Below are 23093 nucleotides of genomic sequence, written 5' to 3'. Positions count from 1 at the left end.
GCTTGGCTACAATGAAGGACGTCGCCCGCCTGGCGGGTGTTTCCACGTCGACGGTTTCTCACGTCATTAATAAAGATCGCTTTGTCAGTGAGTCTGTCACTGACAAAGTAGAAGCTGCGATTAAAGCGCTTAACTACGCTCCCTCCGCGCTGGCGCGTAGCCTCAAGTTAAACCAGACCCGCACGATTGGCATGTTAATCACTGCCAGTACCAATCCCTTCTATTCTGAGCTGGTGCGCGGCGTTGAACGTAGCTGTTTTGAGCGCGGCTACAGCCTGGTGCTGTGCAATACCGAAGGCGATGAACAGCGCATGAACCGTAATCTGGAAACGCTAATGCAAAAACGCGTGGATGGCTTGCTGCTGCTCTGCACGGAAACACATCAGCCTTCCAGAGAGATAATGCAGCGTTATCCTTCTATACCGACCGTGATGATGGACTGGTCGCCCTTTGATGGTGAAAGCGATCTGATTCAGGATAACTCCCTGCTGGGCGGGGATTTAGCCACGCAACATCTTATCGAAAAAGGTTTTACGCGCATTGCCTGCATCACCGGGCCGCTGGATAAAACCCCGGCGCGTTTGCGTCTGGAAGGATATCGGGCGGCAATGAAGCGGGCGGGCTTGCCTGTCCCGGAAGGCTACGAGATTACCGGTGACTTTGAGTTTGGTGGCGGCTTTGAAGCTATGCAAACGTTGCTGTCGCATAAACAGCGACCGCAGGCCGTTTTTACCGGCAATGATGCAATGGCGGTTGGCGCGTATCAGGCTCTGTACCAGTCGGGATTGCGCATTCCGCAGGATATGGCGGTGGTGGGTTATGATGATATCGAGCTGGCGCGCTATATGACGCCTCCGCTGACGACCATACATCAACCAAAAGATGAATTGGGCGAACTGGCCATCGATGTATTAATCCATCGGATGGCCCAGCCCGCATTACAACAACAGCGTTTGCAGCTTACTCCTGTTTTGATGGAGCGGGGGTCGGTTTAGGTTTGTGCCGATCTTTGATCAGGTTACGTCCATCTTTGGCTTTTAGCAGCATGAACATCAGCGCGGATATTACCGTGATAGCGCCCATCGTCATAAAGGTGTAGTGGAACTGTTCGACCGTATTGGTTCCTTCCATACCTTCATAGATACGCAGAACGGCGGCGCTGATGGCAACCCCTAAACTGATTGATAACTGCTGAGTAACGGCCAATACGCTGTTGCCGCTGCTGGCGTTTTCATCGGTCAGATCCGCCAGAGTGATAGTATTCATTGAGGTAAACTGGGTGGACATCGCCATACCTAAAATGAACAGCGGCAGGATCAGCATCCAGACCGGCATGGCAGGAGATTGCAAAGCGAACTGCGCAATCATCAGGCCGATAAAAACCGTAACACCCACCAATGTGGTCCTGTAGCCGAGTTTGCGCAGAACCTGCGTCACCATGGATTTTGCCAGAATTGAACCCAACGCCGTTGGCGCCATCATACAACCGGCTATCAGAGCCGGATATCCAAAGCCTACCTGCAACATCAGCGGCATTAAGAAGGGCACGCAGCCTGTGCCCAAGCGAGTGGCGAGGTTGCCGGCGATCCCAACAGAAAAGGTTCGAGTCTTAAATATCGGAAGAGATATAAGTGGCGTTGGGTGACGACGAGCATGGCGAATATAGGCGAGTAGTAACAACACACTGGCAAGAATAATACCGAGTGCGACCCAGGTAGCGACAAGCTTCTCGCCGAACAATTCAACGCCGCTGGAAAACAACACCAGGCTCAAACCAAACAGAAAGAAACCGGTCATATCAAAACCGCGGCGTGGGGTGGTGAAGTTCGGCATATATTTGCGAGCGTAGAAGATACCGGCAATGCCAATTGGAATATTAATCAGGAAGATCCAGTGCCAACTGGCCCATGTAACCAGTACACCGCCCAATACCGGACCTAAAATCGGCCCCACAAGTCCAGGCATGGTGACGAAGTTAAGCACGGGAAGCAGTTCACTACGAGGGTAGGCACGCAATAACGCCAGACGGGCAACGGGCATCATCATGGCGCCACCGATCCCCTGAATGACACGGAAAATCACCAGCTCGCTTAGGGAGCTGGACAGCGCACAGGCCAGCGATCCCAACGTAAACAGGCTAACAGCAATCATAAAGACGCGTCGGGTACCAAATCGGTCTGCCAACCAACCACTTACCGGGATCAGCATCGCGACCGTCAGGGTATAGCTGATAATGGCCGACTGCATGGCGAGCGGAGAGCGGTTAAGACTATGTGCTATTGCGGGTAGGGCGGTATTGAGGATAGTGGCGTCTAGTGCCTGCATAAAAAAGGCCATGGCTGCTATCCACGGTAGCCCGGCCATACTACGTGATTTCTTTTCTGACATATTATTTATCCGGTAGCACGTTCGGTGCTATCAGCAATGCCTGACAAGCAGCAAAGGCGCGATCGCCATCGTTATCATCTATTGCATCGACAATGGCCTGGTGCAAATCCAGTTTCACCACATCGTTATAGGTAATAGAGGTAAAGTAGGTCTGGTAAACCGAATGGAACAGAGATGCAAAGGAAATAAGGAACGGATTCGCACTCATTTCATAGATGTGTTCATGCCAGGCGATATCAACCTCAATCCAGCGTTCGCGTCTGAAGTTTCTTTTCAGCTCGACCATCTCTTCCATCAGCGTGTTGAGGTGCGCTTTCTGTTCAGCCGTACCAATGGTCGCCGCCAGTAAACACGCCTGAGGCTCCAGGCTGATACGCATCACCAGAAAATGTTTAATGACCTGCGGGAAATTATCTTCCGTCATCCACCAGGTGAGCAGCTCCTGGTCGAGGAAGTTCCAGTTTGCTTGCGGCATGACGCGTGTGCCGATACGTGGGCGTGGTAATACCATACCTTTTGCCGTTAACGTTTTTACCGCCTCTCTTACCGCGGTGCGACTCACACCAAACTGATCGCCCAGCTCTATTTCGCCAGGCAATATAGCGCCCGGCGCGTATTCACCTTTTAATATTCGCTGAGCCAGCTTTTCGGCCAGAACGTAGGACAAGTTTTTCTGTGCGGCTAGCTGTTGGGCATTTAACGGCATGAATGTTCTTCCTTACTTTTTTTCTTATTCATTAGTATGCCACCTGGAAGTGTGATTGCGGCTGCAAAAACGGCAATTTGCTTATTTTATGGCATGTTAATGGTTGTTTTGGTGAAAAAACACGCACTCAGAAAGTTATTTTAAATTTCCCCTTGTCAGCCTGAAATAACTCCCTATAATGCGCCTCCACTGACACGGAACAACGGATTACAAGCCGCCGGGTCAGCGGGGTTCCACTGAGAACTCCGGCGAAGAAAGCGAAATTAAATGCTTGACTTCGCAGCGGGATGGCGTAATATGCACACCCCGCGCCGCTGAGAAAAAGCGAAGCGGCACTGCTCTTTAACAATTTATCAGACAATCTGTGTGGGCACTCGAAGATACGGATTCTTAACGTCGCAAGACGAAAAATGAATACCAAGTCTCTGAGTGAACATACGTAATTCATTACGAAGTTTAATTCACGAGCATCAAACTTAAATTGAAGAGTTTGATCATGGCTCAGATTGAACGCTGGCGGCAGGCCTAACACATGCAAGTCGAACGGTAGCACAGAGGAGCTTGCTCCTTGGGTGACGAGTGGCGGACGGGTGAGTAATGTCTGGGAAACTGCCCGATGGAGGGGGATAACTACTGGAAACGGTAGCTAATACCGCATAACGTCGCAAGACCAAAGAGGGGGACCTTCGGGCCTCTTGCCATCGGATGTGCCCAGATGGGATTAGCTAGTAGGTGGGGTAACGGCTCACCTAGGCGACGATCCCTAGCTGGTCTGAGAGGATGACCAGCCACACTGGAACTGAGACACGGTCCAGACTCCTACGGGAGGCAGCAGTGGGGAATATTGCACAATGGGCGCAAGCCTGATGCAGCCATGCCGCGTGTATGAAGAAGGCCTTCGGGTTGTAAAGTACTTTCAGCGAGGAGGAAGGCGTTGTGGTTAATAACCGCAGCGATTGACGTTACTCGCAGAAGAAGCACCGGCTAACTCCGTGCCAGCAGCCGCGGTAATACGGAGGGTGCAAGCGTTAATCGGAATTACTGGGCGTAAAGCGCACGCAGGCGGTCTGTCAAGTCGGATGTGAAATCCCCGGGCTCAACCTGGGAACTGCATCCGAAACTGGCAGGCTAGAGTCTTGTAGAGGGGGGTAGAATTCCAGGTGTAGCGGTGAAATGCGTAGAGATCTGGAGGAATACCGGTGGCGAAGGCGGCCCCCTGGACAAAGACTGACGCTCAGGTGCGAAAGCGTGGGGAGCAAACAGGATTAGATACCCTGGTAGTCCACGCCGTAAACGATGTCGACTTGGAGGTTGTGCCCTTGAGGCGTGGCTTCCGGAGCTAACGCGTTAAGTCGACCGCCTGGGGAGTACGGCCGCAAGGTTAAAACTCAAATGAATTGACGGGGGCCCGCACAAGCGGTGGAGCATGTGGTTTAATTCGATGCAACGCGAAGAACCTTACCTACTCTTGACATCCAGAGAACTTAGCAGAGATGCTTTGGTGCCTTCGGGAACTCTGAGACAGGTGCTGCATGGCTGTCGTCAGCTCGTGTTGTGAAATGTTGGGTTAAGTCCCGCAACGAGCGCAACCCTTATCCTTTGTTGCCAGCGGTTCGGCCGGGAACTCAAAGGAGACTGCCAGTGATAAACTGGAGGAAGGTGGGGATGACGTCAAGTCATCATGGCCCTTACGAGTAGGGCTACACACGTGCTACAATGGCATATACAAAGAGAAGCGACCTCGCGAGAGCAAGCGGACCTCATAAAGTATGTCGTAGTCCGGATTGGAGTCTGCAACTCGACTCCATGAAGTCGGAATCGCTAGTAATCGTGGATCAGAATGCCACGGTGAATACGTTCCCGGGCCTTGTACACACCGCCCGTCACACCATGGGAGTGGGTTGCAAAAGAAGTAGGTAGCTTAACCTTCGGGAGGGCGCTTACCACTTTGTGATTCATGACTGGGGTGAAGTCGTAACAAGGTAACCGTAGGGGAACCTGCGGTTGGATCACCTCCTTACCTTAAAGAACCTGCCTTTGTAGTGCTCACACAGATTGTCTGATGAAAAGTAAATAGCAAGGCGTCTTGCGATTGAGACTTCAGTGTCCCCTTCGTCTAGAGGCCCAGGACACCGCCCTTTCACGGCGGTAACAGGGGTTCGAATCCCCTAGGGGACGCCACTTGCTGGTTTGTGTGAGTGAAAGTCGCCGACCTCAATATCTCAAAACTTACCTTCGGGTGACGTTTGAGATATTTGCTCTTTAAAAATCTGGATCAAGCTGAAAATTGAAACGACACGCTGTGTCTGTTCTCCGTAATAAGAACAGATAAATGGTGTGTTCGAGTCTCTCAAATTTTCGCAACACGGTGGTGTTTTACGAAACATCTTCGGGTTGTGAGGTTAAGCGACTAAGCGTACACGGTGGATGCCCTGGCAGTCAGAGGCGATGAAGGACGTGCTAATCTGCGATAAGCGTCGGTAAGGTGATATGAACCGTTATAACCGGCGATTTCCGAATGGGGAAACCCAGTGTGATTCGTCACACTATCATTACGTGAATACATAGCGTAATGAAGCGAACCGGGGGAACTGAAACATCTAAGTACCCCGAGGAAAAGAAATCAACCGAGATTCCCCCAGTAGCGGCGAGCGAACGGGGAGCAGCCCAGAGTCTGAATCAGCTTGTGTGTTAGTGGAACGGTCTGGAAAGTCCGACGGTACAGGGTGATAGTCCCGTACACCAAAATGCACAGGTTGTGAACTCGAAGAGTAGGGCGGGACACGTGGTATCCTGTCTGAATATGGGGGGACCATCCTCCAAGGCTAAATACTCCTGACTGACCGATAGTGAACCAGTACCGTGAGGGAAAGGCGAAAAGAACCCCGGCGAGGGGAGTGAAAAAGAACCTGAAACCGTGTACGTACAAGCAGTGGGAGCCTCTTTATGGGGTGACTGCGTACCTTTTGTATAATGGGTCAGCGACTTATATTCTGTAGCAAGGTTAACCGTATAGGGGAGCCGAAGGGAAACCGAGTCTTAACTGGGCGTTAAGTTGCAGGGTATAGACCCGAAACCCGGTGATCTAGCCATGGGCAGGTTGAAGGTTGGGTAACACTAACTGGAGGACCGAACCGACTAATGTTGAAAAATTAGCGGATGACTTGTGGCTGGGGGTGAAAGGCCAATCAAACCGGGAGATAGCTGGTTCTCCCCGAAAGCTATTTAGGTAGCGCCTCGTGAACTCATCTTCGGGGGTAGAGCACTGTTTCGGCTAGGGGGTCATCCCGACTTACCAACCCGATGCAAACTGCGAATACCGAAGAATGTTATCACGGGAGACACACGGCGGGTGCTAACGTCCGTCGTGAAGAGGGAAACAACCCAGACCGCCAGCTAAGGTCCCAAAGTCATGGTTAAGTGGGAAACGATGTGGGAAGGCACAGACAGCCAGGATGTTGGCTTAGAAGCAGCCATCATTTAAAGAAAGCGTAATAGCTCACTGGTCGAGTCGGCCTGCGCGGAAGATGTAACGGGGCTAAACCATGCACCGAAGCTGCGGCAGCGACACTATGTGTTGTTGGGTAGGGGAGCGTTCTGTAAGCCGTTGAAGGTGTATCGTGAGGTATGCTGGAGGTATCAGAAGTGCGAATGCTGACATAAGTAACGATAATGCGGGTGAAAAACCCGCACGCCGGAAGACCAAGGGTTCCTGTCCAACGTTAATCGGGGCAGGGTGAGTCGACCCCTAAGGCGAGGCCGAAAGGCGTAGTCGATGGGAAACAGGTTAATATTCCTGTACTTGGTGTTACTGCGAAGGGGGGACGGAGAAGGCTATGTTAGCCGGGCGACGGTTGTCCCGGTTTAAGCATGTAGGCGGAGGTTCCAGGTAAATCCGGTACCTTTTTAACGCTGAGGTGTGATGACGAGGCACTACGGTGCTGAAGTAACAAATGCCCTGCTTCCAGGAAAAGCCTCTAAGCATCAGGTAACACGAAATCGTACCCCAAACCGACACAGGTGGTCAGGTAGAGAATACCAAGGCGCTTGAGAGAACTCGGGTGAAGGAACTAGGCAAAATGGTGCCGTAACTTCGGGAGAAGGCACGCTGATATGTAGGTGAAGTGATTTACTCATGGAGCTGAAATCAGTCGAAGATACCAGCTGGCTGCAACTGTTTATTAAAAACACAGCACTGTGCAAACACGAAAGTGGACGTATACGGTGTGACGCCTGCCCGGTGCCGGAAGGTTAATTGATGGGGTTATCCGTAAGGAGAAGCTCTTGATCGAAGCCCCGGTAAACGGCGGCCGTAACTATAACGGTCCTAAGGTAGCGAAATTCCTTGTCGGGTAAGTTCCGACCTGCACGAATGGCGTAATGATGGCCAGGCTGTCTCCACCCGAGACTCAGTGAAATTGAACTCGCTGTGAAGATGCAGTGTACCCGCGGCAAGACGGAAAGACCCCGTGAACCTTTACTATAGCTTGACACTGAACACTGGTCCTTGATGTGTAGGATAGGTGGGAGGCTTTGAAGTGTGGACGCCAGTCTGCATGGAGCCATCCTTGAAATACCACCCTTTAATGGCTGGTGTTCTAACGTGGACCCGTTACCCGGGTTGCGGACAGTGTCTGGTGGGTAGTTTGACTGGGGCGGTCTCCTCCTAAAGAGTAACGGAGGAGCACGAAGGTTAGCTAATCCTGGTCGGACATCAGGAGGTTAGTGCAAAGGCATAAGCTAGCTTGACTGCGAGAGTGACGGCTCGAGCAGGTGCGAAAGCAGGTCTTAGTGATCCGGTGGTTCTGAATGGAAGGGCCATCGCTCAACGGATAAAAGGTACTCCGGGGATAACAGGCTGATACCGCCCAAGAGTTCATATCGACGGCGGTGTTTGGCACCTCGATGTCGGCTCATCACATCCTGGGGCTGAAGTAGGTCCCAAGGGTATGGCTGTTCGCCATTTAAAGTGGTACGCGAGCTGGGTTTAGAACGTCGTGAGACAGTTCGGTCCCTATCTGCCGTGGGCGCTGGAGAATTGAGGGGGGCTGCTCCTAGTACGAGAGGACCGGAGTGGACGCATCACTGGTGTTCGGGTTGTCATGCCAATGGCATTGCCCGGTAGCTAAATGCGGAAGAGATAAGTGCTGAAAGCATCTAAGCACGAAACTTGCCCCGAGATGAGTTCTCCCTGAGACTTTAAGTCTCCTGAAGGAACGTTAAAGACGATGACGTTGATAGGTCGGGTGTGTAAGTGTAGCGATACATTGAGCTAACCGATACTAATGAACCGTGAGGCTTAACCTTACAACGCCGAAGATGTTTTGGCGAAGAGACGACATTCAGCTTGATACAGATTACATCAGAACGCATAAAGCGGTCTGATAACAGAATTTGCCTGGCGGCTGTAGCGCGGTGGTCCCACCTGACCCCATGCCGAACTCAGAAGTGAAACGCCGTAGCGCCGATGGTAGTGTGGGGTCTCCCCATGCGAGAGTAGGGAACTGCCAGGCATCAAATTGCAGTAAACCGGGATGAAGAATCCGGGTAGTGACAAAGAAATTCGGTGGAGCGGTAGTTCAGTTGGTTAGAATACCTGCCTGTCACGCAGGGGGTCGCGGGTTCGAGTCCCGTCCGTTCCGCCACTTATTAGAAAATTAAGCCTGCTACTAAGCAGGCTTAATGATAAAAAAATTTAGGGGCGTAGCTCAGTTGGTAGAGCACCGGTCTCCAAAACCGGGTGTCGCGAGTTCGAGTCTCTCCGCCCCTGCCAGAAACAATCCTTAGCATTCTTGCTAAGGATTTTTTTTATCTGCAATTTGCGCTGTGCCTTCCAATTGTTTTATTCCCGGCATCCTTGCCCGTATTTTCTTTAATCTTCCAGAATATTCGTTCTCAGCAAGTCGCAAATCAGTGCATGTTTATCGCTGTTTTGCAGCCAAACTGCATATAACGGGCGCGAAAGGGTTGTACTGTCACTAACCGTATGGAGATCGCTTTTACCTTTAGCCCAACTGACCGGAAGCCAGCTAAAGCCTCTAAGGACTGAAAGTTGCTGCCTGGCCAATTCTGCCGAACTGGTGGTGAGTACCGGCACTTCATCTCCCGCAATCAATCCCGCTTCGTGTTGCTGAAAGTCAGGTCCCCACTCCAGACGCAGATAATTCAGTTCATCCTTGGTTTGCGAAGGAGAACTGCAATAGAGCGCCAGCGTGAAATATCCCAACAGTTGGCTGCTAAATTCGTCCATTTTGGGCGTTTCGGTAGTAATCAGTAGATCAAGCTGTCGTTCATGGAGCTGTTTTACTAACGACTGTCGCTGAGCGATCCTCGCTTCAAACTGCAGGCTGGATTGCGGCTCCTGGGATTGGTACAAACGCCCCAGCCAGCCATTAAGCATGCATTCCCAGAGGGATGCGCTGGCACCAATAGAAAACTCGTTATGCCGCGAGGTATTCGCAACCTCCTTACGTGCGGCTTGCCACGTATTCATCAGCGTTTCAGCGTAAGGCAGTAATTTTTCACCTGCAGCGGTTAAACGGATATTGTTTCTGTGTCGGGTGAACAGGTTTACACCCAATTGATTTTCCAGTTGTCTGATCCGGAAACTAACCGCTGATTGGGTCAGATAGAGCGCTTCAGCAGCCCTGCCAAAGTGGCGTGTCCGGCTAACTTCCAGGAAAGTTTTTAACAATTCCGTATCCACAACTCGCTCCATAAAATTATTTGTCGTTATGATTTAAATCTTTTGTTTGACGCTCTGTCAAGCGTAACTAATACTCCGCGCCATAAATAGCTCGGCCAAAGAATTAGGAGCGTGCAGGATGGCGGAAAGCTTTACGACGACTAATCGATATTTCGATAATAAATATTATCCCCGCGGATTCTCCCGTCATGGTGATTTCACCATTAAAGAAGCACAACTGCTTGAGCGTCACGGTTATGCTTTCAACGAGCTGGATCTGGGCAAGCGTGAGCCGGTAACGGAAGAAGAAAAACTGTTTGTTGCGGTATGCCGTGGTGAGCGCGAACCGGTTACCGAAGCTGAACGTGTGTGGTCCAAATACATGACGCGCATTAAGCGTCCAAAACGCTTCCACACGCTGTCTGGCGGGAAACCTCAGGTGGAAGGTGCGGAAGACTACACCGAATCTGATGATTAATAAAAAAGGGCGAAAGCCCTTTTTTTATGCCAGTAGTTTTTGCAAATGAATGAGTAATCTGCCTATCGCCCGATACCCAACAGCCTCCTGTAAGTGCTGGCGAGAGATATGGTCAGATTGTTCTATATCCGCGATCGTTCGAGCAACCTTTATCAGGCGTAACCAGGCGCGGATGGATAATCCGAGATGCGCGAGCGTTTCTTCAAGCCACTGTGCATCATCACTGCGCAGTGGACAGTATTTATGGATATCCTGACTGTCCAGATGCGCGTTTAACTTATTTTGTCGTCGATACTGACGATCTCGCGCTGCCATAACACGTTGCTTCACCGTTGCGCTATCTTCCCCTTTTACCTGGTTCTGGCTGAGTATCCCGGGCGGTGGCAAAGGGATTTCGAGAGAGAGATCGAAGCGGTCAAGAAATGGACCTGATAATCGATTGAGGTAGCGTAGCGTCTGCTCTGGGGTACAGCGGTTATGGTTCCCCTGATAATGGCCTGTTGGGCTGGGATTCATGGCGGCTATGAGTTGAAAGCGAGCGGGATAGGTGATTTTTGCTCTGGTGCGGGATAGATGTATCTGTCCGGACTCAATGGGTTCGCGCAGTGCATCCAGTGTGCGCCGCTCAAACTCGGGTAGTTCATCCAGAAATAGTATGCCGTTATGCGCCAGAGAGATCTCGCCTGGCGCAGGAATAGAGCCTCCACCGACCATGGCGGTTAATGAAGCACTGTGATGCGGAGAGCGAAAAGGGCGTTGTTTCCACTGTTTCTGTAGCGTGTCGGAATTGACCAGACTAAGAATCGCGGCGCTTTCCAGTGCCTCATCGTTACTCAGTGGCGGAAGCAATCCTCTCAGGCGACTGGCCAGCATAGTCTTACCCGTACCCGGAGGGCCGATGAGTATGAGGTTATGACCGCCAGCTGCGGTAAGCTCCAGCCCGCGTTTACCCTGTTCCTGGCCGATAACATCGCTCAGATCATCTGCTAATGCGCAGGGGATAAAATCTGCTGATGATGGTCTGTCTAAATCATGCTTACCTTCGAGGAATGCGCATACTGCCTGTAGATGATCGGCTATGAGGCACCCTTCACCCTGTATTAGTCCAACTTCAGCTGCATTCTCTTTTGCGACAATAATTCTCCTGCCTGCGCGAATGGCTTCGGTTGCACTTGATATCGCACCGGGAACGCCGCGTAACGCACCTGTAAGCGCTAATTCGCCTACCAGCTCATATGTATCGAGATTATGGGTAGTAAGCTGCTCAGAAGCGGCCAGAAGCGCAACTGCGATAGGTAAATCATATCGTCCCCCTTCTTTTGGGAGATCGGCCGGAGCGAGGTTTATGGTTATCTTCTTTGCCGGGAATTCATAACCGCTATTAATTACCGCACTGCGAACCCGATCGCGGGCCTCTTTTACCGTTGTTTCGGGTAATCCCACCATGGTTAAACCAGGCAAACCATTGCTGATATGTACCTCGATGGTAATGGCTGGCGCATTCACGCCCAGCGCAGCGCGTGTGTGAACAATCGATAGTGACATAAGCCCTCCTGATGAAAGCATTATGTCGCAATACATCGCTGCAAGATTTCACATAATTACGGTTTTTAGAGGCTTATTCCCGTGTTTTTATGTAGCTCAACACTGATTACATTAAGTCTGGAATAGCGCTCGCAAACGCTTTTGCATGGCATTTTTAGTAGGGAATGGGTAGCCGAGAATCACCTGAAACGTGAAATATTTTCACCTTTGATTTTTTGTTTAAAAAACAACGATATTTATCTAAACCGTTAACGTCGTCAGAAAAACGAATAAAAAAATATCTTGTGTCATTTGCAAATTCTATGGTAACTCTTTAGGTATTCCTTCGAACAAGATGCAAGAAAATACAAAAATGACAGCCCTTCTACGAGTGATTAGCCTGGTCGTGATTAGCGTGGTGGTGATTATTATCCCACCGTGCGGGGCTGCACTTGGACGAGGAAAGGCTTAGAAAACAAGCCTTAACGAACTAAGACCCCCGCACCGAAAGGTCCGGGGGTTTTTTTTGACCTTAAAAACATACACGAGGAGCAGAAAGTGAACGGTAGCATAAAATTCTGTTTCTCAAGATTTACGGCGGGGATGTAACTATGAATGGGGCACAGTGGGTGGTACATGCGTTGCGTGCACAAGGGGTTCAAACCGTCTTTGGTTATCCTGGTGGCGCAATTATGCCGGTTTACGATGCGTTATATGACGGCGGCGTAGAGCACCTGTTGTGCCGACACGAGCAGGGCGCGGCAATGGCAGCAATTGGCTATGCCCGTGCGACCGGTAAAACCGGCGTGTGTATCGCCACTTCCGGGCCTGGTGCTACCAACCTGATCACGGGCCTTGCCGATGCGCTGTTAGATTCAGTTCCTGTGGTGGCGATCACCGGCCAGGTGGCATCATCTTTCATCGGAACGGATGCGTTTCAGGAAGTGGACGTTCTGGGTATGTCTCTGTCCTGCACCAAACACAGTTTCCTGGTGCAGTCACTGGAAGAGCTGCCGCGCATCATGGCTGAAGCTTTTGCTGTGGCGAATTCCGGTCGTCCGGGGCCGGTTCTGGTTGATATCCCGAAAGACATCCAATTGGCCAGCGGTACGCTGGAGCCGTATTTTACGACAGTCAAAAACGTAGAGGTTTTCCCGCACGCTGACGTTGAGCAGGCGCGTAAAATGCTGGCACAAGCGCAGAAACCTATCCTGTACGTAGGTGGCGGCGTTGGTATGGCGCAGGCGGTCCCGGCCCTGCGTGAATTTATCGCGGTAACCCAAATGCCGGTCGCCTGCACGTTGAAGGGGCTGGGCGCAGTAGAGGCTGACTACCCATACTATTTGGGTATGTTGGGAATGCACGGCACTAAAGCGGCAAATTTCGCGGTGCAAGAATGTGATTTACTGATTGCAGTGGGCGCGCGTTTTGATGACCGGGTAACCGGCAAGCTGAATACCTTCGCACCAAACGCCAGCGTGATCCACATGGATATCGACCCTGCGGAAATGAACAAGCTGCGCCAGGCGCACGTAGCATTGCAGGGTGATTTAAATTCTCTGCTGCCGGCATTGCAGCAATCGCTGAAGATTGACGCATGGCGTCAGCATAGTGCTGAACTGCGCACAGAGCATACCTGGCGCTATGATCATCCCGGTGAGGCTATCTACGCGCCACTGTTGTTGAAGCAGTTGTCCGATCGCAAACCCGCGGACAGCGTAGTGACAACGGATGTTGGCCAGCATCAGATGTGGTCGGCGCAGCATATGACCTACACCCGCCCGGAAAATTTTATCACCTCGAGCGGCCTGGGCACGATGGGCTTTGGCTTGCCAGCAGCGGTTGGCGCGCAGGTTGCTCGCCCGAACGATACGGTAATCTGTATCTCCGGTGACGGTTCCTTCATGATGAATGTACAGGAGCTCGGCACCGTAAAACGCAAGCAGTTGCCGCTGAAGATAGTTTTACTCGACAACCAGCGGTTAGGCATGGTGCGACAATGGCAGCAGCTGTTTTTCCAGGAACGTTATAGCGAAACTACCCTTACCGATAACCCCGATTTCCTCATGTTGGCCAGCGCCTTCGGCATACCAGGTCAACACATCACCCGTAAAGACCAGGTTGAAGCGGCACTCGACACCATGCTGAACAGCGAGGGGCCATACCTGCTTCATGTCTCAATCGACGAACTTGAGAATGTCTGGCCTCTGGTACCGCCAGGTGCCAGTAACTCAGAAATGCTGGAGAAATTATCATGATGCAACATCAGGTCGCCGTTGAGGCTCGGTTCAATCCGGAAACGTTAGAACGTGTTTTACGCGTGGTACGCCATCGCGGTTTTCAGGTGTGCTCCATGAATATGGAAGCCGCTAGCGATGCGCAGAATATAAATATCGAATTGACCGTTGCCAGCCCCCGGTCGGTCGACTTACTGTTTAGTCAGTTAAGTAAACTGGTAGACGTTGCACATGTTGCTATCTGCCAGAGCACAACCACATCACAACAAATCCGCGCCTGAGCGCAAAAGGAAGAAAAATGACGACGAAAAAAGCTGATTACATTTGGTCTAATGGCGAGATGATTCGTTGGGAAGACGCTAAGGTTCACGTGATGTCCCACGCGCTGCACTACGGTACTTCTGTATTTGAAGGCATCCGTTGCTACGATTCTCACAAAGGGCCGGTGGTGTTCCGTCATCGCGAACATATGCAGCGTCTGCGTGATTCAGCCAAGATCTATCGTTTTCCGGTTTCTCAGAGCGTTGATGAGCTGATGGAAGCTTGCCGTGAGGTGATTCGTAAAAACAATCTGACCAGCGCCTATATCCGTCCGCTGGTGTTTGTTGGCGACGTGGGGATGGGCGTTAACCCGCCAGCGGGGTACACCACTGACGTGATCATCGCTGCGTTCCCGTGGGGCGCTTACCTTGGTGCTGAAGCGCTGGAACAGGGGATCGACGCGATGGTTTCTTCCTGGAACCGCGTTGCGCCGAACACCATCCCTACAGCGGCTAAAGCGGGCGGTAACTATCTGTCTTCACTGCTGGTGGGTAGTGAAGCGCGTCGTCATGGCTATCAGGAAGGCATTGCCCTGGATGTGAATGGTTACATCTCTGAAGGCGCGGGTGAAAACCTGTTTGAAGTAAAAGACGGCATTCTGTTTACCCCGCCGTTTACCTCTTCTGCACTGCCGGGTATCACCCGTGACGCGATCATTAAGCTGGCGAAAGATCTCGATATCGAAGTGCGTGAGCAGGTGCTGTCCCGTGAATCGCTGTACCTGGCCGACGAAGTGTTCATGTCCGGTACCGCGGCCGAAATCACTCCGGTACGCAGCGTCGATGGTATCCAGGTGGGTGAAGGCCGCTGCGGTCCGGTCACCAAACGCATCCAGCAGGCCTTCTTTGGCCTCTTCACTGGTGAAACGGAAGATAAATACGGCTGGTTGGATCAGGTTAATCAATAAACATAAATTTGGGACGGCACGCACCGTCCCAATTATTAGACAGACGGGAGTTAATCAAGCATGCCTAAGTATCGTTCTGCTACCACCACCCACGGCCGCAATATGGCGGGTGCTCGCGCACTGTGGCGCGCCACCGGGATGACCGATGATGATTTCGGTAAACCGATTATCGCTGTGGTGAACTCTTTTACCCAGTTTGTGCCGGGTCACGTCCACCTGCGCGATCTCGGTAAACTGGTTGCCGAACAAATCGAAGCCTCAGGCGGCGTGGCGAAAGAGTTCAACACCATTGCTGTGGATGATGGTATCGCCATGGGGCACGGTGGCATGCTGTATTCACTGCCGTCCCGCGAGCTGATTGCTGACTCCGTTGAGTACATGGTTAACGCCCACTGCGCCGATGCGATGGTCTGTATCTCTAACTGCGACAAAATCACCCCTGGGATGTTAATGGCCTCTTTGCGCCTGAATATTCCGGTGATCTTTGTTTCCGGCGGTCCGATGGAAGCCGGGAAAACCAAGCTCTCTGACCAAATCATCAAGCTCGACCTGGTTGATGCGATGATTCAGGGCGCTGACCCGAAAGTCTCCGACTCACAAAGCGAGCAGGTTGAACGTTCCGCCTGTCCAACCTGCGGCTCCTGCTCCGGCATGTTCACCGCCAACTCGATGAACTGCCTGACCGAAGCGCTGGGCCTGTCGCAGCCGGGTAACGGTTCGCTGTTGGCGACTCACGCCGACCGTAAAACGCTGTTCCTTAACGCGGGTAAACGCATCGTCGAGCTGACCAAACGCTATTACGAGCAGGATGATGCCTCCGCCCTGCCGCGCAACATTGCCAGTAAAGCGGCGTTTGAGAACGCCATGACGCTGGATATCGCCATGGGCGGCTCCACCAACACCGTTCTGCACCTGCTGGCGGCCGCACAGGAAGCGGAAATCGACTTCACCATGAGTGATATCGACAAGCTGTCCCGCAAAGTCCCACAACTGTGTAAAGTGGCGCCGAGCACGCAGAAATACCATATGGAAGACGTGCACCGCGCAGGCGGCGTACTGGGTATTTTAGGCGAACTGGATCGTGCCGGACTGCTGAACCGCGACGTGAAAAACGTGCTGGGTCTGACTCTGCCGCAAACGCTTGATCGGTATGACGTGATGTTGACCAAAGACGACGAGGTGAAAAAAATGTTCCGCGCCGGACCGGCGGGCATCCGTACCACCCAGGCGTTCTCGCAGGACTGCCGTTGGGATACGCTGGATGACGACCGCGCTGAAGGCTGCATCCGCTCGCTGGAACATGCTTACAGCAAAGACGGCGGTCTTGCAGTCCTGTACGGTAACTTTGCGGAAAACGGCTGTATCGTAAAAACTGCAGGCGTGGATGACAGTATCCTGAAATTCACCGGCCCGGCAAAAGTGTATGAAAGCCAGGACGATGCGGTTGAAGCAATCCTCGGCGGTAAAGTGGTGGCTGGCGACGTGGTTGTCATTCGCTACGAAGGGCCGAAAGGCGGGCCAGGCATGCAGGAAATGCTCTACCCAACCACCTTCCTGAAATCGATGGGCCTCGGCAAGGCTTGTGCGCTGATTACCGATGGTCGTTTCTCCGGCGGTACTTCGGGGCTTTCCATCGGTCACGTTTCTCCGGAAGCCGCCAGCGGCGGTAATATCGCGATTATCGAAGATGGTGACATGATTGCCATTGATATCCCGAATCGTGGCATTCAACTGCAACTGAGTGATGCGGAAATCGCTGCGCGCCGTGAAGCGCAGGAAGCTCGCGGTGACAAAGCCTGGACGCCAAAAGATCGTCAACGTCAGGTCTCCTTTGCACTGCGCGCCTATGCCAGCCTGGCAACCAGTGCCGACAAAGGTGCGGTGCGCGATAAGTCGAAGCTCGGGGGATAATGACCATGGCGGATTCACAACCTCTATCCGGTGCTCCTGAGGGCGCTGAATATCTCAGAGCGGTACTGCGTGCGCCGGTATACGAAGCGGCACAGGTAACGCCGCTACAGAAAATGGAAAAGCTCTCTTCGCGCCTCGATAACGTCATTCTGGTGAAGCGCGAAGACCGTCAACCCGTTCACAGCTTCAAGCTACGCGGTGCCTATGCCATGATGGCGGGCTTGACCGAAGAGCAAAAAGCGCATGGGGTCATCACCGCATCGGCGGGTAATCATGCTCAGGGTGTCGCGTTCTCTTCTGCGCGATTAGGCGTGAAGGCGCTGATTGTCATGCCAACGGCTACCGCCGATATCAAAGTCGATGCCGTTCGCGGCTTCGGCGGAGAAGTGCTGCTGCACGGCGCGAATTTTGATGAAGCCAAAGCCAAAGCGATTGAGCTGTCGCAGCAGCAGGGTTTTACCTGGGTTCCACCGTTTGATCATCCGATGGTGATTGCCGGGCAGGGCACGCTGGCGCTGGAGCTGCTTCAGCAGGACGCTCATCTCGATCGCGTATTCGTGCCTGTTGGTGGTGGCGGATTAGCGGCAGGTGTTGCGGTGCTGATTAAACAGCTGATGCCGCAAATCAAAGTGATTGCCGTGGAAGCGGAAGATTCGGCCTGCCTGAAGGCAGCGCTGGATGCCGGTCATCCGGTGGATCTGCCGCGAGTGGGTCTCTTTGCCGAAGGCGTGGCGGTGAAACGTATTGGCGATGAAACCTTCCGTCTGTGCCAGGAGTATCTCGACGATATTATCACTGTCGATAGCGATGCTATTTGTGCGGCAATGAAAGACCTCTTCGAGGATGTACGTGCGGTGGCTGAGCCTTCCGGGGCGCTGGCGCTGGCGGGGATGAAAAAATACATCGCCCAGCACAATATTCGCGGTGAACGTCTGGCGCACGTGTTGTCCGGTGCGAACGTTAACTTCCACGGCTTGCGCTACGTTTCCGAACGTTGCGAGTTAGGGGAGCAGCGCGAAGCCTTACTGGCGGTGACCATCCCGGAAGAGAAGGGAAGTTTCCTGAAGTTCTGCCAGCTGTTGGGTGGCCGTTCGGTAACGGAGTTTAACTACCGCTTTGCCGATGCCAAAGACGCCTGCATTTTTGTCGGTGTACGCCTGAGCCGTGGGCTGGAAGAGCGTAAGGAAATCCTGCAACTGCTCAACGAGGGCGGCTACAGCGTGGTGGATCTGTCTGATGACGAGATGGCGAAGCTACACGTGCGCTATATGGTCGGTGGACGTCCGTCGAAACCCTTACAGGAACGTCTCTACAGCTTCGAATTTCCTGAATCACCAGGGGCGTTGCTCAAATTCCTGCATACCCTGGGGACGCACTGGAATATTTCATTGTTCCACTATCGCAGTCACGGTACCGACTATGGTCGCGTACTGGCGGCGTTTGAGTTGGGGGAACACGAGCCTGATTTCGAAACGCGGCTGAACGAACTGGGCTATGATTGTCACGATGAAACGCATAACCCGGCGTTCAGGTTCTTCCTGGCGGGTTAACAACAGCCATTAAAAAAGGGTTCATGTAAAAACATGAACCCTTTTTGCTACTGTATCAGCAGATTACAGCGTGATAACGTCGAATTCGACTTCGGTGTTCACGTCAGCGTCGTAGTCCACGCCGTCGAGGCCAAAACCGAACAGGTTCAGGAATTCTTGCTTGTAGCCTGCATAATCGGTTTCTTGCGCCAGGTTTTCGGTTGTGATCAGCGGCCACAGGTCGCGACATGCCTGCTGAATGTCATCACGCAGTTCCCAGTCATCCATACGGATACGCTGGTTGTCATCAAGCGCCACTTTGTCACCGTACAGGCTGGTGGTCATCAGACGGTTGATTTGCTCGATACAACCTTCATGAATCCCCTGTGCTTTCATCAGCTTGAAGACCATGGAGATGTACAGCGGCATCACTGGAATGGCGGAAGACGCCTGAGTGATTACGGATTTCAGTACGGCAACGTTCGCGGAACCGTGCAGCGGAGCCAGCTGGTTACGCAGTTCGCCCGCGGCGCGATCGAGATCTTCTTTCGCTTTGCCCAGCGCGCCGTGCCAGTAGATTGGCCAGGTCAGGTCGGTACCGATGTAGGAGTAGGCTACGGTTTTCACGCCGTCAGCCAGCACGCCAGCTTCGCTCAGCGCGCCCATCCACAGTTCCCAGTCTTCTCCGCCCATTACGGTAACGGTGTTCTGAACTTCTTCTTCGGTTGCCGGCTCAATGCTGGCGGTGATGATCTGATCTTTGTTGGTATCGATCGCTTTAGAGGTGTAAACCTCACCGATTGGCTTCAGCGCAGAACGGACGATTTCACCGGTTTTCGGCATTTTACGCACTGGGGAAGCCAGTGAGTAAACCACCAGGTCAATCTGACCCAGGTCTTCTTTTATCAGTTTGATCACTTCATCACGGCATTCGTCAGAGAACGCATCGCCGTTGATGCTTTTGGAGTACAGACCTTCACGCTTAGCTGCTTCATCGAAGGCGGCAGAGTTATACCAGCCTGCGGAACCCGGTTTGGTATCCGTGCCCGGTTTTTCGAAAAATACGCCGATAGTGGCGGCTCCGCTGCCAAAGGCGGCGGAAATTCTGGAAGCCAGACCGTAACCGGTGGAAGCACCGATCACCAGCACGCGGGACGGGCCGTTCTCGATTTTCCCGTTCTGCTTAACATACTCGATCTGCTTTTCCACGTTGACTTTGCAGCCAGTCGGATGGGTCGTTGTACAGATGAATCCACGAATTTTTGGTTTGATTATCATAATGATGGCTAATTAAGTTTGTATTTTCGCTGTCAAGTGCGCAATGACACCGTCTGTTCTGGCCTGCTTAACGCGATGGTTAACAAGCCCCCCACTACAATGGATCACGACATTATACAGAAAAGGAGCGCCAATACTGAATCTACCACTGATTTTAGGCCTGACGCTGGCGCTAGTCGGCAGATTTACGTTCCAGAACAATCTTCCAGAACGCGTCGATCAGCGGTTCATGCAGCCGCTTTTTCGGCGCGCAGACGCCCAGTTCGAACGGCGTTTTCTCGTCGCTGCGTTCTAAAATCATCACGCGGTTACGTACCGGCTCCGGGCTGTTTTCCAGCACCACTTCCGGCAGCAGCGCCACGCCGCAGCCCAGCGCCACCATTGAGACCATCGCTTCATGACCGCCTACCGTAGCGTAAATCGATGGGTTGCTGATTTTGTGACGGCGGAACCACAGCTCAATGCGGCGGCGGACCGGCCCCTGGTCGGCCATGATAAACGGCACCGTCGACCAGTCGGGTTTCTCGACGGAAACCTGATTACGCACCGGGCAGGGCAGCGCCGGGGCGATCAGCACCACCGTCAGATTCTCCAGCATCGAGAAAGCTACCGCGCCGGGTAGTGTCTCGGGCTTACCGGCAATCGCCAGATCGGCTTCACCAGTGACCACTTTGTCCATCGCATCGGCGGCGTCGCCGGTGGTGAGCTTGATTTCCACCGACGGATGTTCGGCGCGGAAGCGGTCGAGGATTGGCGGCAGATGGCTGTACGCGGCGGTCACCGAACAGAAAATATGCAGTTCGCCTGACAGCGACGGCCCTTGTTGATCGAGGGTGTGGCGCAGTTGCTGGTATTGCAGCAGCGTCTGTTGGGCGAATACGCGCAGCTCTTCGCCCGCTTCGGTCAGCGTGACCGTGCGGTTATCGCGCACAAACAGCGGCTGGCCGAGATCTTCTTCCAGGCGCTGAATCTGGCGCGAAAGCGTGGAGGGGCTGACGTGCATTGCCCGTGCGCTGCGGCCAAAGTGGCGACTTTCAGCCAAATGCAGGAACATTTTCAGATCGCGTAAATCCACAGACGAACCTCCGATTTTCTACGTTGCATAAATTGCAATGTGATGTTGTGAATATATCAATTTCCGCAATAAATTTCCTGTTGTAATGTGGATTCAATCTCGCAAATACAAATCTGCGAACCGAATAATAAGCACCACAACACAACATCACGGAGTACACCATCATGGCTAACTACTTTAATACACTGAACCTGCGCCAGCAGCTGGCACAGCTGGGTAAATGTCGCTTTATGGGCCGCGACGAATTCGCCGATGGTGCGAGCTACCTTCAGGGTAAAAAAGTGGTCATCGTCGGCTGTGGCGCTCAGGGTCTGAACCAGGGCCTGAACATGCGTGACTCCGGTCTGGATATCTCCTACGCACTGCGTAAAGAAGCCATTGCTGAGAAGCGTGCTTCCTGGCGTAAAGCGACCGAAAACGGCTTCAAAGTGGGTACCTACGAAGAGCTGATCCCGCAGGCTGACCTGGTGGTTAACCTGACGCCAGACAAGCAGCACTCCGACGTTGTACGTTCGGTACAACCGCTGATGAAAGATGGCGCGGCGCTGGGCTATTCACACGGCTTCAACATCGTCGAAGTGGGCGAGCAGATCCGTAAAGACATCACCGTTGTGATGGTGGCACCGAAGTGCCCGGGTACTGAAGTTCGTGAAGAGTACAAACGTGGCTTCGGTGTACCGACCCTGATCGCCGTTCACCCGGAAAACGATCCGAAAGGCGAAGGTATGGCTATCGCCAAAGCCTGGGCTGCGGCCACCGGTGGTCACCGTGCGGGCGTGCTGGAGTCCTCCTTCGTTGCGGAAGTGAAATCTGATCTGATGGGTGAGCAGACTATCCTGTGCGGTATGCTGCAGGCAGGTTCTCTGCTGTGCTTCGATAAGCTGGTGGAAGAAGGTACTGACCCGGCATATGCTGAAAAACTGATTCAGTTCGGCTGGGAAACCATCACCGAAGCGCTGAAGCAGGGCGGCATCACCCTGATGATGGACCGTCTGTCTAACCCGGCGAAACTGCGTGCTTATGCGCTGTCCGAACAGCTGAAAGAGATTATGGCGCCGCTGTTCCAGAAACACATGGACGACATCATTTCCGGCGAATTCTCTTCCGGCATGATGGCTGACTGGGCTAACGACGATAAGAAACTGCTGACCTGGCGTGAAGAGACCGGTAAAACCGCGTTCGAAACCGCTCCGCAGTTTGAAGGTAAAATCGGTGAGCAGGAGTACTTCGATAAAGGCGTTCTGATGATTGCGATGGTGAAAGCGGGCGTTGAACTGGCGTTCGAAACCATGGTGGATTCCGGCATCATCGAAGAATCTGCTTACTACGAATCACTGCATGAACTGCCGCTGATCGCGAATACCATCGCCCGTAAGCGTCTGTACGAAATGAACGTGGTTATCTCCGATACCGCAGAATACGGCAACTACCTGTTCTCTTACGCTTGCGTACCGCTGCTGAAAGAGTTCATGACCACCCTGCAGACCGGCGACCTGGGCAAAGCGATTGCCGAAGGTGCGGTAGACAACGCGCAGCTGCGCGACGTGAACGAAGCGATTCGCAGCCACGCTATCGAGCAGGTTGGTAAGAAACTGCGCGGTTACATGACCGATATGAAACGCATTGCCGTTGCTGGCTAAATAGGATGTCGGGTGGCGCTTGCGCTTACCCGACCTACGCACAGCAGATGTAGGCCGGATAAGGCGTAGCCGCCATCCGGCAAAAAAATCCCGGTGCCTGAACGCTCCGGGATTTTTTATTAGTTACGGTACAGTACTTTAATGATGTGGTAACCAAACTGAGTGTGCAGCGGGCCGGTTGGCTCCAGCACTGGGCAGGAAAAGACCACTTTGTCGAACGCCGGAACCATCTGGCCCTGACGGAATTCACCTAAATCACCGCCGCGTTTGCCTGATGGGCAGATAGAGTGTTTCTTCGCCAGTTTGCCGAAGTCTGCGCCGTTTTTAATCTGTTCCAGAAGATCCAGTGCCAGTTTCTCTTCTTTAACAAGGATATGCACTGCTGCTGCTGTTTTTGCCATGATCGTGCCTTGA

16 protein-coding genes, 3 tRNA genes and 3 rRNA genes are annotated in these 23093 nt (G+C 52.8%); 15 read left to right on the top strand and 7 right to left on the bottom strand.

Annotated elements, in window-relative coordinates; translation table 11 throughout:
• The first annotated feature begins 2 nt into the window (after positions 1-2).
• On the top strand, positions 3-995 hold the full coding sequence (rbsR, locus tag G4551_RS23535; protein WP_003023757.1) for a ribose operon transcriptional repressor RbsR: 993 nt from the start codon (positions 3-5) through the stop codon (positions 993-995).
• On the opposite strand, the gene mdtD is transcribed toward rbsR, so the two are convergent.
• Positions 961-2388, bottom strand: coding sequence for a multidrug transporter subunit MdtD (mdtD, locus tag G4551_RS23530; RefSeq protein WP_003840564.1), 1428 nt, complete (start codon positions 2386-2388; stop codon positions 961-963). The genes rbsR and mdtD overlap by 35 nt on opposite strands.
• Position 2389: 1 nt before the next feature.
• Positions 2390-3094, bottom strand: coding sequence for a FadR/GntR family transcriptional regulator (locus G4551_RS23525; protein WP_003023753.1), 705 nt, complete (start codon positions 3092-3094; stop codon positions 2390-2392).
• Between the two features lie 478 nt (positions 3095-3572).
• Here G4551_RS23525 and G4551_RS23520 point away from each other — a divergent pair.
• The 6 genes from G4551_RS23520 to G4551_RS23495 all read left to right on the top strand — a co-directional run bounded on the left by G4551_RS23520 (position 3573) and on the right by G4551_RS23495 (position 8867).
• Positions 3573-5114: ribosomal RNA gene (locus G4551_RS23520) — 16S ribosomal RNA — on the top strand.
• An 85-nt stretch (positions 5115-5199) separates the two neighbouring features.
• Positions 5200-5275, top strand: a tRNA-Glu gene (locus G4551_RS23515).
• A gap of 219 nt (positions 5276-5494) precedes the next feature.
• A 23S ribosomal RNA gene (locus G4551_RS23510) occupies positions 5495-8401 on the top strand.
• A gap of 90 nt (positions 8402-8491) precedes the next feature.
• Positions 8492-8607: ribosomal RNA gene (gene rrf / locus G4551_RS23505) — 5S ribosomal RNA — on the top strand.
• The 16S, 23S and 5S rRNA genes sit together here with 3 tRNA genes alongside, the layout of an rRNA operon.
• Before the next feature lie 55 nt (positions 8608-8662).
• A tRNA-Asp gene (locus tag G4551_RS23500) sits at positions 8663-8739 on the top strand.
• Positions 8740-8791: 52 nt separating this feature from the next.
• Positions 8792-8867 (top strand) — tRNA-Trp (locus G4551_RS23495).
• 99 nt (positions 8868-8966) lie between these two features.
• Here the strand turns inward: G4551_RS23495 and hdfR are convergent.
• A complete protein-coding gene (gene hdfR / locus G4551_RS23490; protein WP_085951600.1) occupies positions 8967-9812 on the bottom strand; it encodes an HTH-type transcriptional regulator HdfR in 846 nt (281 codons plus the stop codon).
• 106 nt (positions 9813-9918) lie between these two features.
• On the opposite strand from hdfR, the gene maoP reads away from it, so the two are divergent.
• The gene (maoP, locus tag G4551_RS23485; RefSeq protein ID WP_003018025.1) at positions 9919-10257 is read left to right on the top strand and encodes a macrodomain Ori organization protein MaoP; all 339 of its coding nucleotides are present in this window, start codon (positions 9919-9921) and stop codon (positions 10255-10257) included.
• A gap of 24 nt (positions 10258-10281) precedes the next feature.
• On the opposite strand, the gene G4551_RS23480 is transcribed toward maoP, so the two are convergent.
• Positions 10282-11802 (bottom strand): YifB family Mg chelatase-like AAA ATPase, encoded by a 1521-nt coding sequence (locus G4551_RS23480; RefSeq protein WP_003841173.1) that lies wholly within the window; start codon positions 11800-11802, stop codon positions 10282-10284.
• A 352-nt stretch (positions 11803-12154) separates the two neighbouring features.
• On the opposite strand from G4551_RS23480, the gene ilvL reads away from it, so the two are divergent.
• From ilvL to ilvA, 6 genes are all read left to right on the top strand, one after another.
• Positions 12155-12253, top strand: coding sequence for an ilv operon leader peptide (gene ilvL / locus G4551_RS23475; RefSeq protein WP_001311244.1), 99 nt, complete (start codon positions 12155-12157; stop codon positions 12251-12253).
• Between the two features lie 139 nt (positions 12254-12392).
• Complete coding sequence (ilvG, locus tag G4551_RS23470) at positions 12393-14039, top strand: acetolactate synthase 2 catalytic subunit (RefSeq protein ID WP_003841174.1); 1647 nt, start codon at positions 12393-12395, stop codon at positions 14037-14039.
• Positions 14036-14299, top strand: coding sequence for an acetolactate synthase 2 small subunit (gene ilvM, locus G4551_RS23465; RefSeq protein WP_003018017.1), 264 nt, complete (start codon positions 14036-14038; stop codon positions 14297-14299). The genes ilvG and ilvM overlap by 4 nt, the downstream gene beginning before the upstream one ends.
• A 17-nt stretch (positions 14300-14316) precedes the next feature.
• Complete coding sequence (locus G4551_RS23460) at positions 14317-15246, top strand: branched-chain amino acid transaminase (RefSeq protein WP_003018014.1); 930 nt, start codon at positions 14317-14319, stop codon at positions 15244-15246.
• A 60-nt stretch (positions 15247-15306) separates the two neighbouring features.
• A complete protein-coding gene (gene ilvD, locus G4551_RS23455) occupies positions 15307-17157 on the top strand; it encodes a dihydroxy-acid dehydratase (RefSeq protein WP_003841177.1) in 1851 nt (616 codons plus the stop codon).
• A 5-nt stretch (positions 17158-17162) separates the two neighbouring features.
• Positions 17163-18707 (top strand): threonine ammonia-lyase, biosynthetic, encoded by a 1545-nt coding sequence (gene ilvA / locus G4551_RS23450; RefSeq protein WP_003018007.1) that lies wholly within the window; start codon positions 17163-17165, stop codon positions 18705-18707.
• Positions 18708-18770: 63 nt separating this feature from the next.
• On the opposite strand, the gene fabV is transcribed toward ilvA, so the two are convergent.
• Together fabV and ilvY are read right to left on the bottom strand one after the other, a co-directional pair.
• Positions 18771-19964: an enoyl-ACP reductase FabV gene (fabV, locus tag G4551_RS23445; RefSeq protein ID WP_003841179.1), complete on the bottom strand. Its 1194-nt coding sequence runs from the start codon at positions 19962-19964 to the stop codon at positions 18771-18773.
• A gap of 172 nt (positions 19965-20136) precedes the next feature.
• The gene (gene ilvY / locus G4551_RS23440; protein ID WP_003018003.1) at positions 20137-21039 is read right to left on the bottom strand and encodes an HTH-type transcriptional activator IlvY; all 903 of its coding nucleotides are present in this window, start codon (positions 21037-21039) and stop codon (positions 20137-20139) included.
• Positions 21040-21203: 164 nt separating this feature from the next.
• On the opposite strand from ilvY, the gene ilvC reads away from it, so the two are divergent.
• The gene (gene ilvC / locus G4551_RS23435) at positions 21204-22679 is read left to right on the top strand and encodes a ketol-acid reductoisomerase (protein ID WP_003018001.1); all 1476 of its coding nucleotides are present in this window, start codon (positions 21204-21206) and stop codon (positions 22677-22679) included.
• Between the two features lie 119 nt (positions 22680-22798).
• Here ilvC and ppiC read toward each other — a convergent pair whose 3' ends face one another.
• Positions 22799-23080, bottom strand: a complete 282-nt coding sequence (gene ppiC, locus G4551_RS23430; protein ID WP_003017999.1) for a peptidylprolyl isomerase PpiC — start codon at positions 23078-23080, stop codon at positions 22799-22801.
• Positions 23081-23093 lie beyond the last annotated feature (13 nt).

This window comes from Citrobacter freundii ATCC 8090 = MTCC 1658 = NBRC 12681 (assembly GCF_011064845.1).
In the GTDB taxonomy this organism is placed as follows: domain Bacteria; phylum Pseudomonadota; class Gammaproteobacteria; order Enterobacterales; family Enterobacteriaceae; genus Citrobacter; species Citrobacter freundii.
Note: the sequence above shows the minus strand (reverse complement) of the source record. Positions and strands in the feature narration are given on the sequence as shown.

Coding starts and splice junctions, on each gene's coding strand:
- G4551_RS23525 (WP_003023753.1), bottom strand. CDS start 3,094: ATGCCGTTAAATGCCCAACAGCTAGCCGCACAGAAAAACTTGTCCTAC.
- ilvC (WP_003018001.1), top strand. CDS start 21,204: ATGGCTAACTACTTTAATACACTGAACCTGCGCCAGCAGCTGGCACAG.
- ilvL (WP_001311244.1), top strand. CDS start 12,155: ATGACAGCCCTTCTACGAGTGATTAGCCTGGTCGTGATTAGCGTGGTG.
- ilvA (WP_003018007.1), top strand. CDS start 17,163: ATGGCGGATTCACAACCTCTATCCGGTGCTCCTGAGGGCGCTGAATAT.
- G4551_RS23460 (WP_003018014.1), top strand. CDS start 14,317: ATGACGACGAAAAAAGCTGATTACATTTGGTCTAATGGCGAGATGATT.
- hdfR (WP_085951600.1), bottom strand. CDS start 9,812: ATGGAGCGAGTTGTGGATACGGAATTGTTAAAAACTTTCCTGGAAGTT.
- G4551_RS23480 (WP_003841173.1), bottom strand. CDS start 11,802: ATGTCACTATCGATTGTTCACACACGCGCTGCGCTGGGCGTGAATGCG.
- ilvD (WP_003841177.1), top strand. CDS start 15,307: ATGCCTAAGTATCGTTCTGCTACCACCACCCACGGCCGCAATATGGCG.
- ilvG (WP_003841174.1), top strand. CDS start 12,393: ATGAATGGGGCACAGTGGGTGGTACATGCGTTGCGTGCACAAGGGGTT.
- mdtD (WP_003840564.1), bottom strand. CDS start 2,388: ATGTCAGAAAAGAAATCACGTAGTATGGCCGGGCTACCGTGGATAGCA.
- ppiC (WP_003017999.1), bottom strand. CDS start 23,080: ATGGCAAAAACAGCAGCAGCAGTGCATATCCTTGTTAAAGAAGAGAAA.
- fabV (WP_003841179.1), bottom strand. CDS start 19,964: ATGATAATCAAACCAAAAATTCGTGGATTCATCTGTACAACGACCCAT.
- maoP (WP_003018025.1), top strand. CDS start 9,919: ATGGCGGAAAGCTTTACGACGACTAATCGATATTTCGATAATAAATAT.
- ilvM (WP_003018017.1), top strand. CDS start 14,036: ATGATGCAACATCAGGTCGCCGTTGAGGCTCGGTTCAATCCGGAAACG.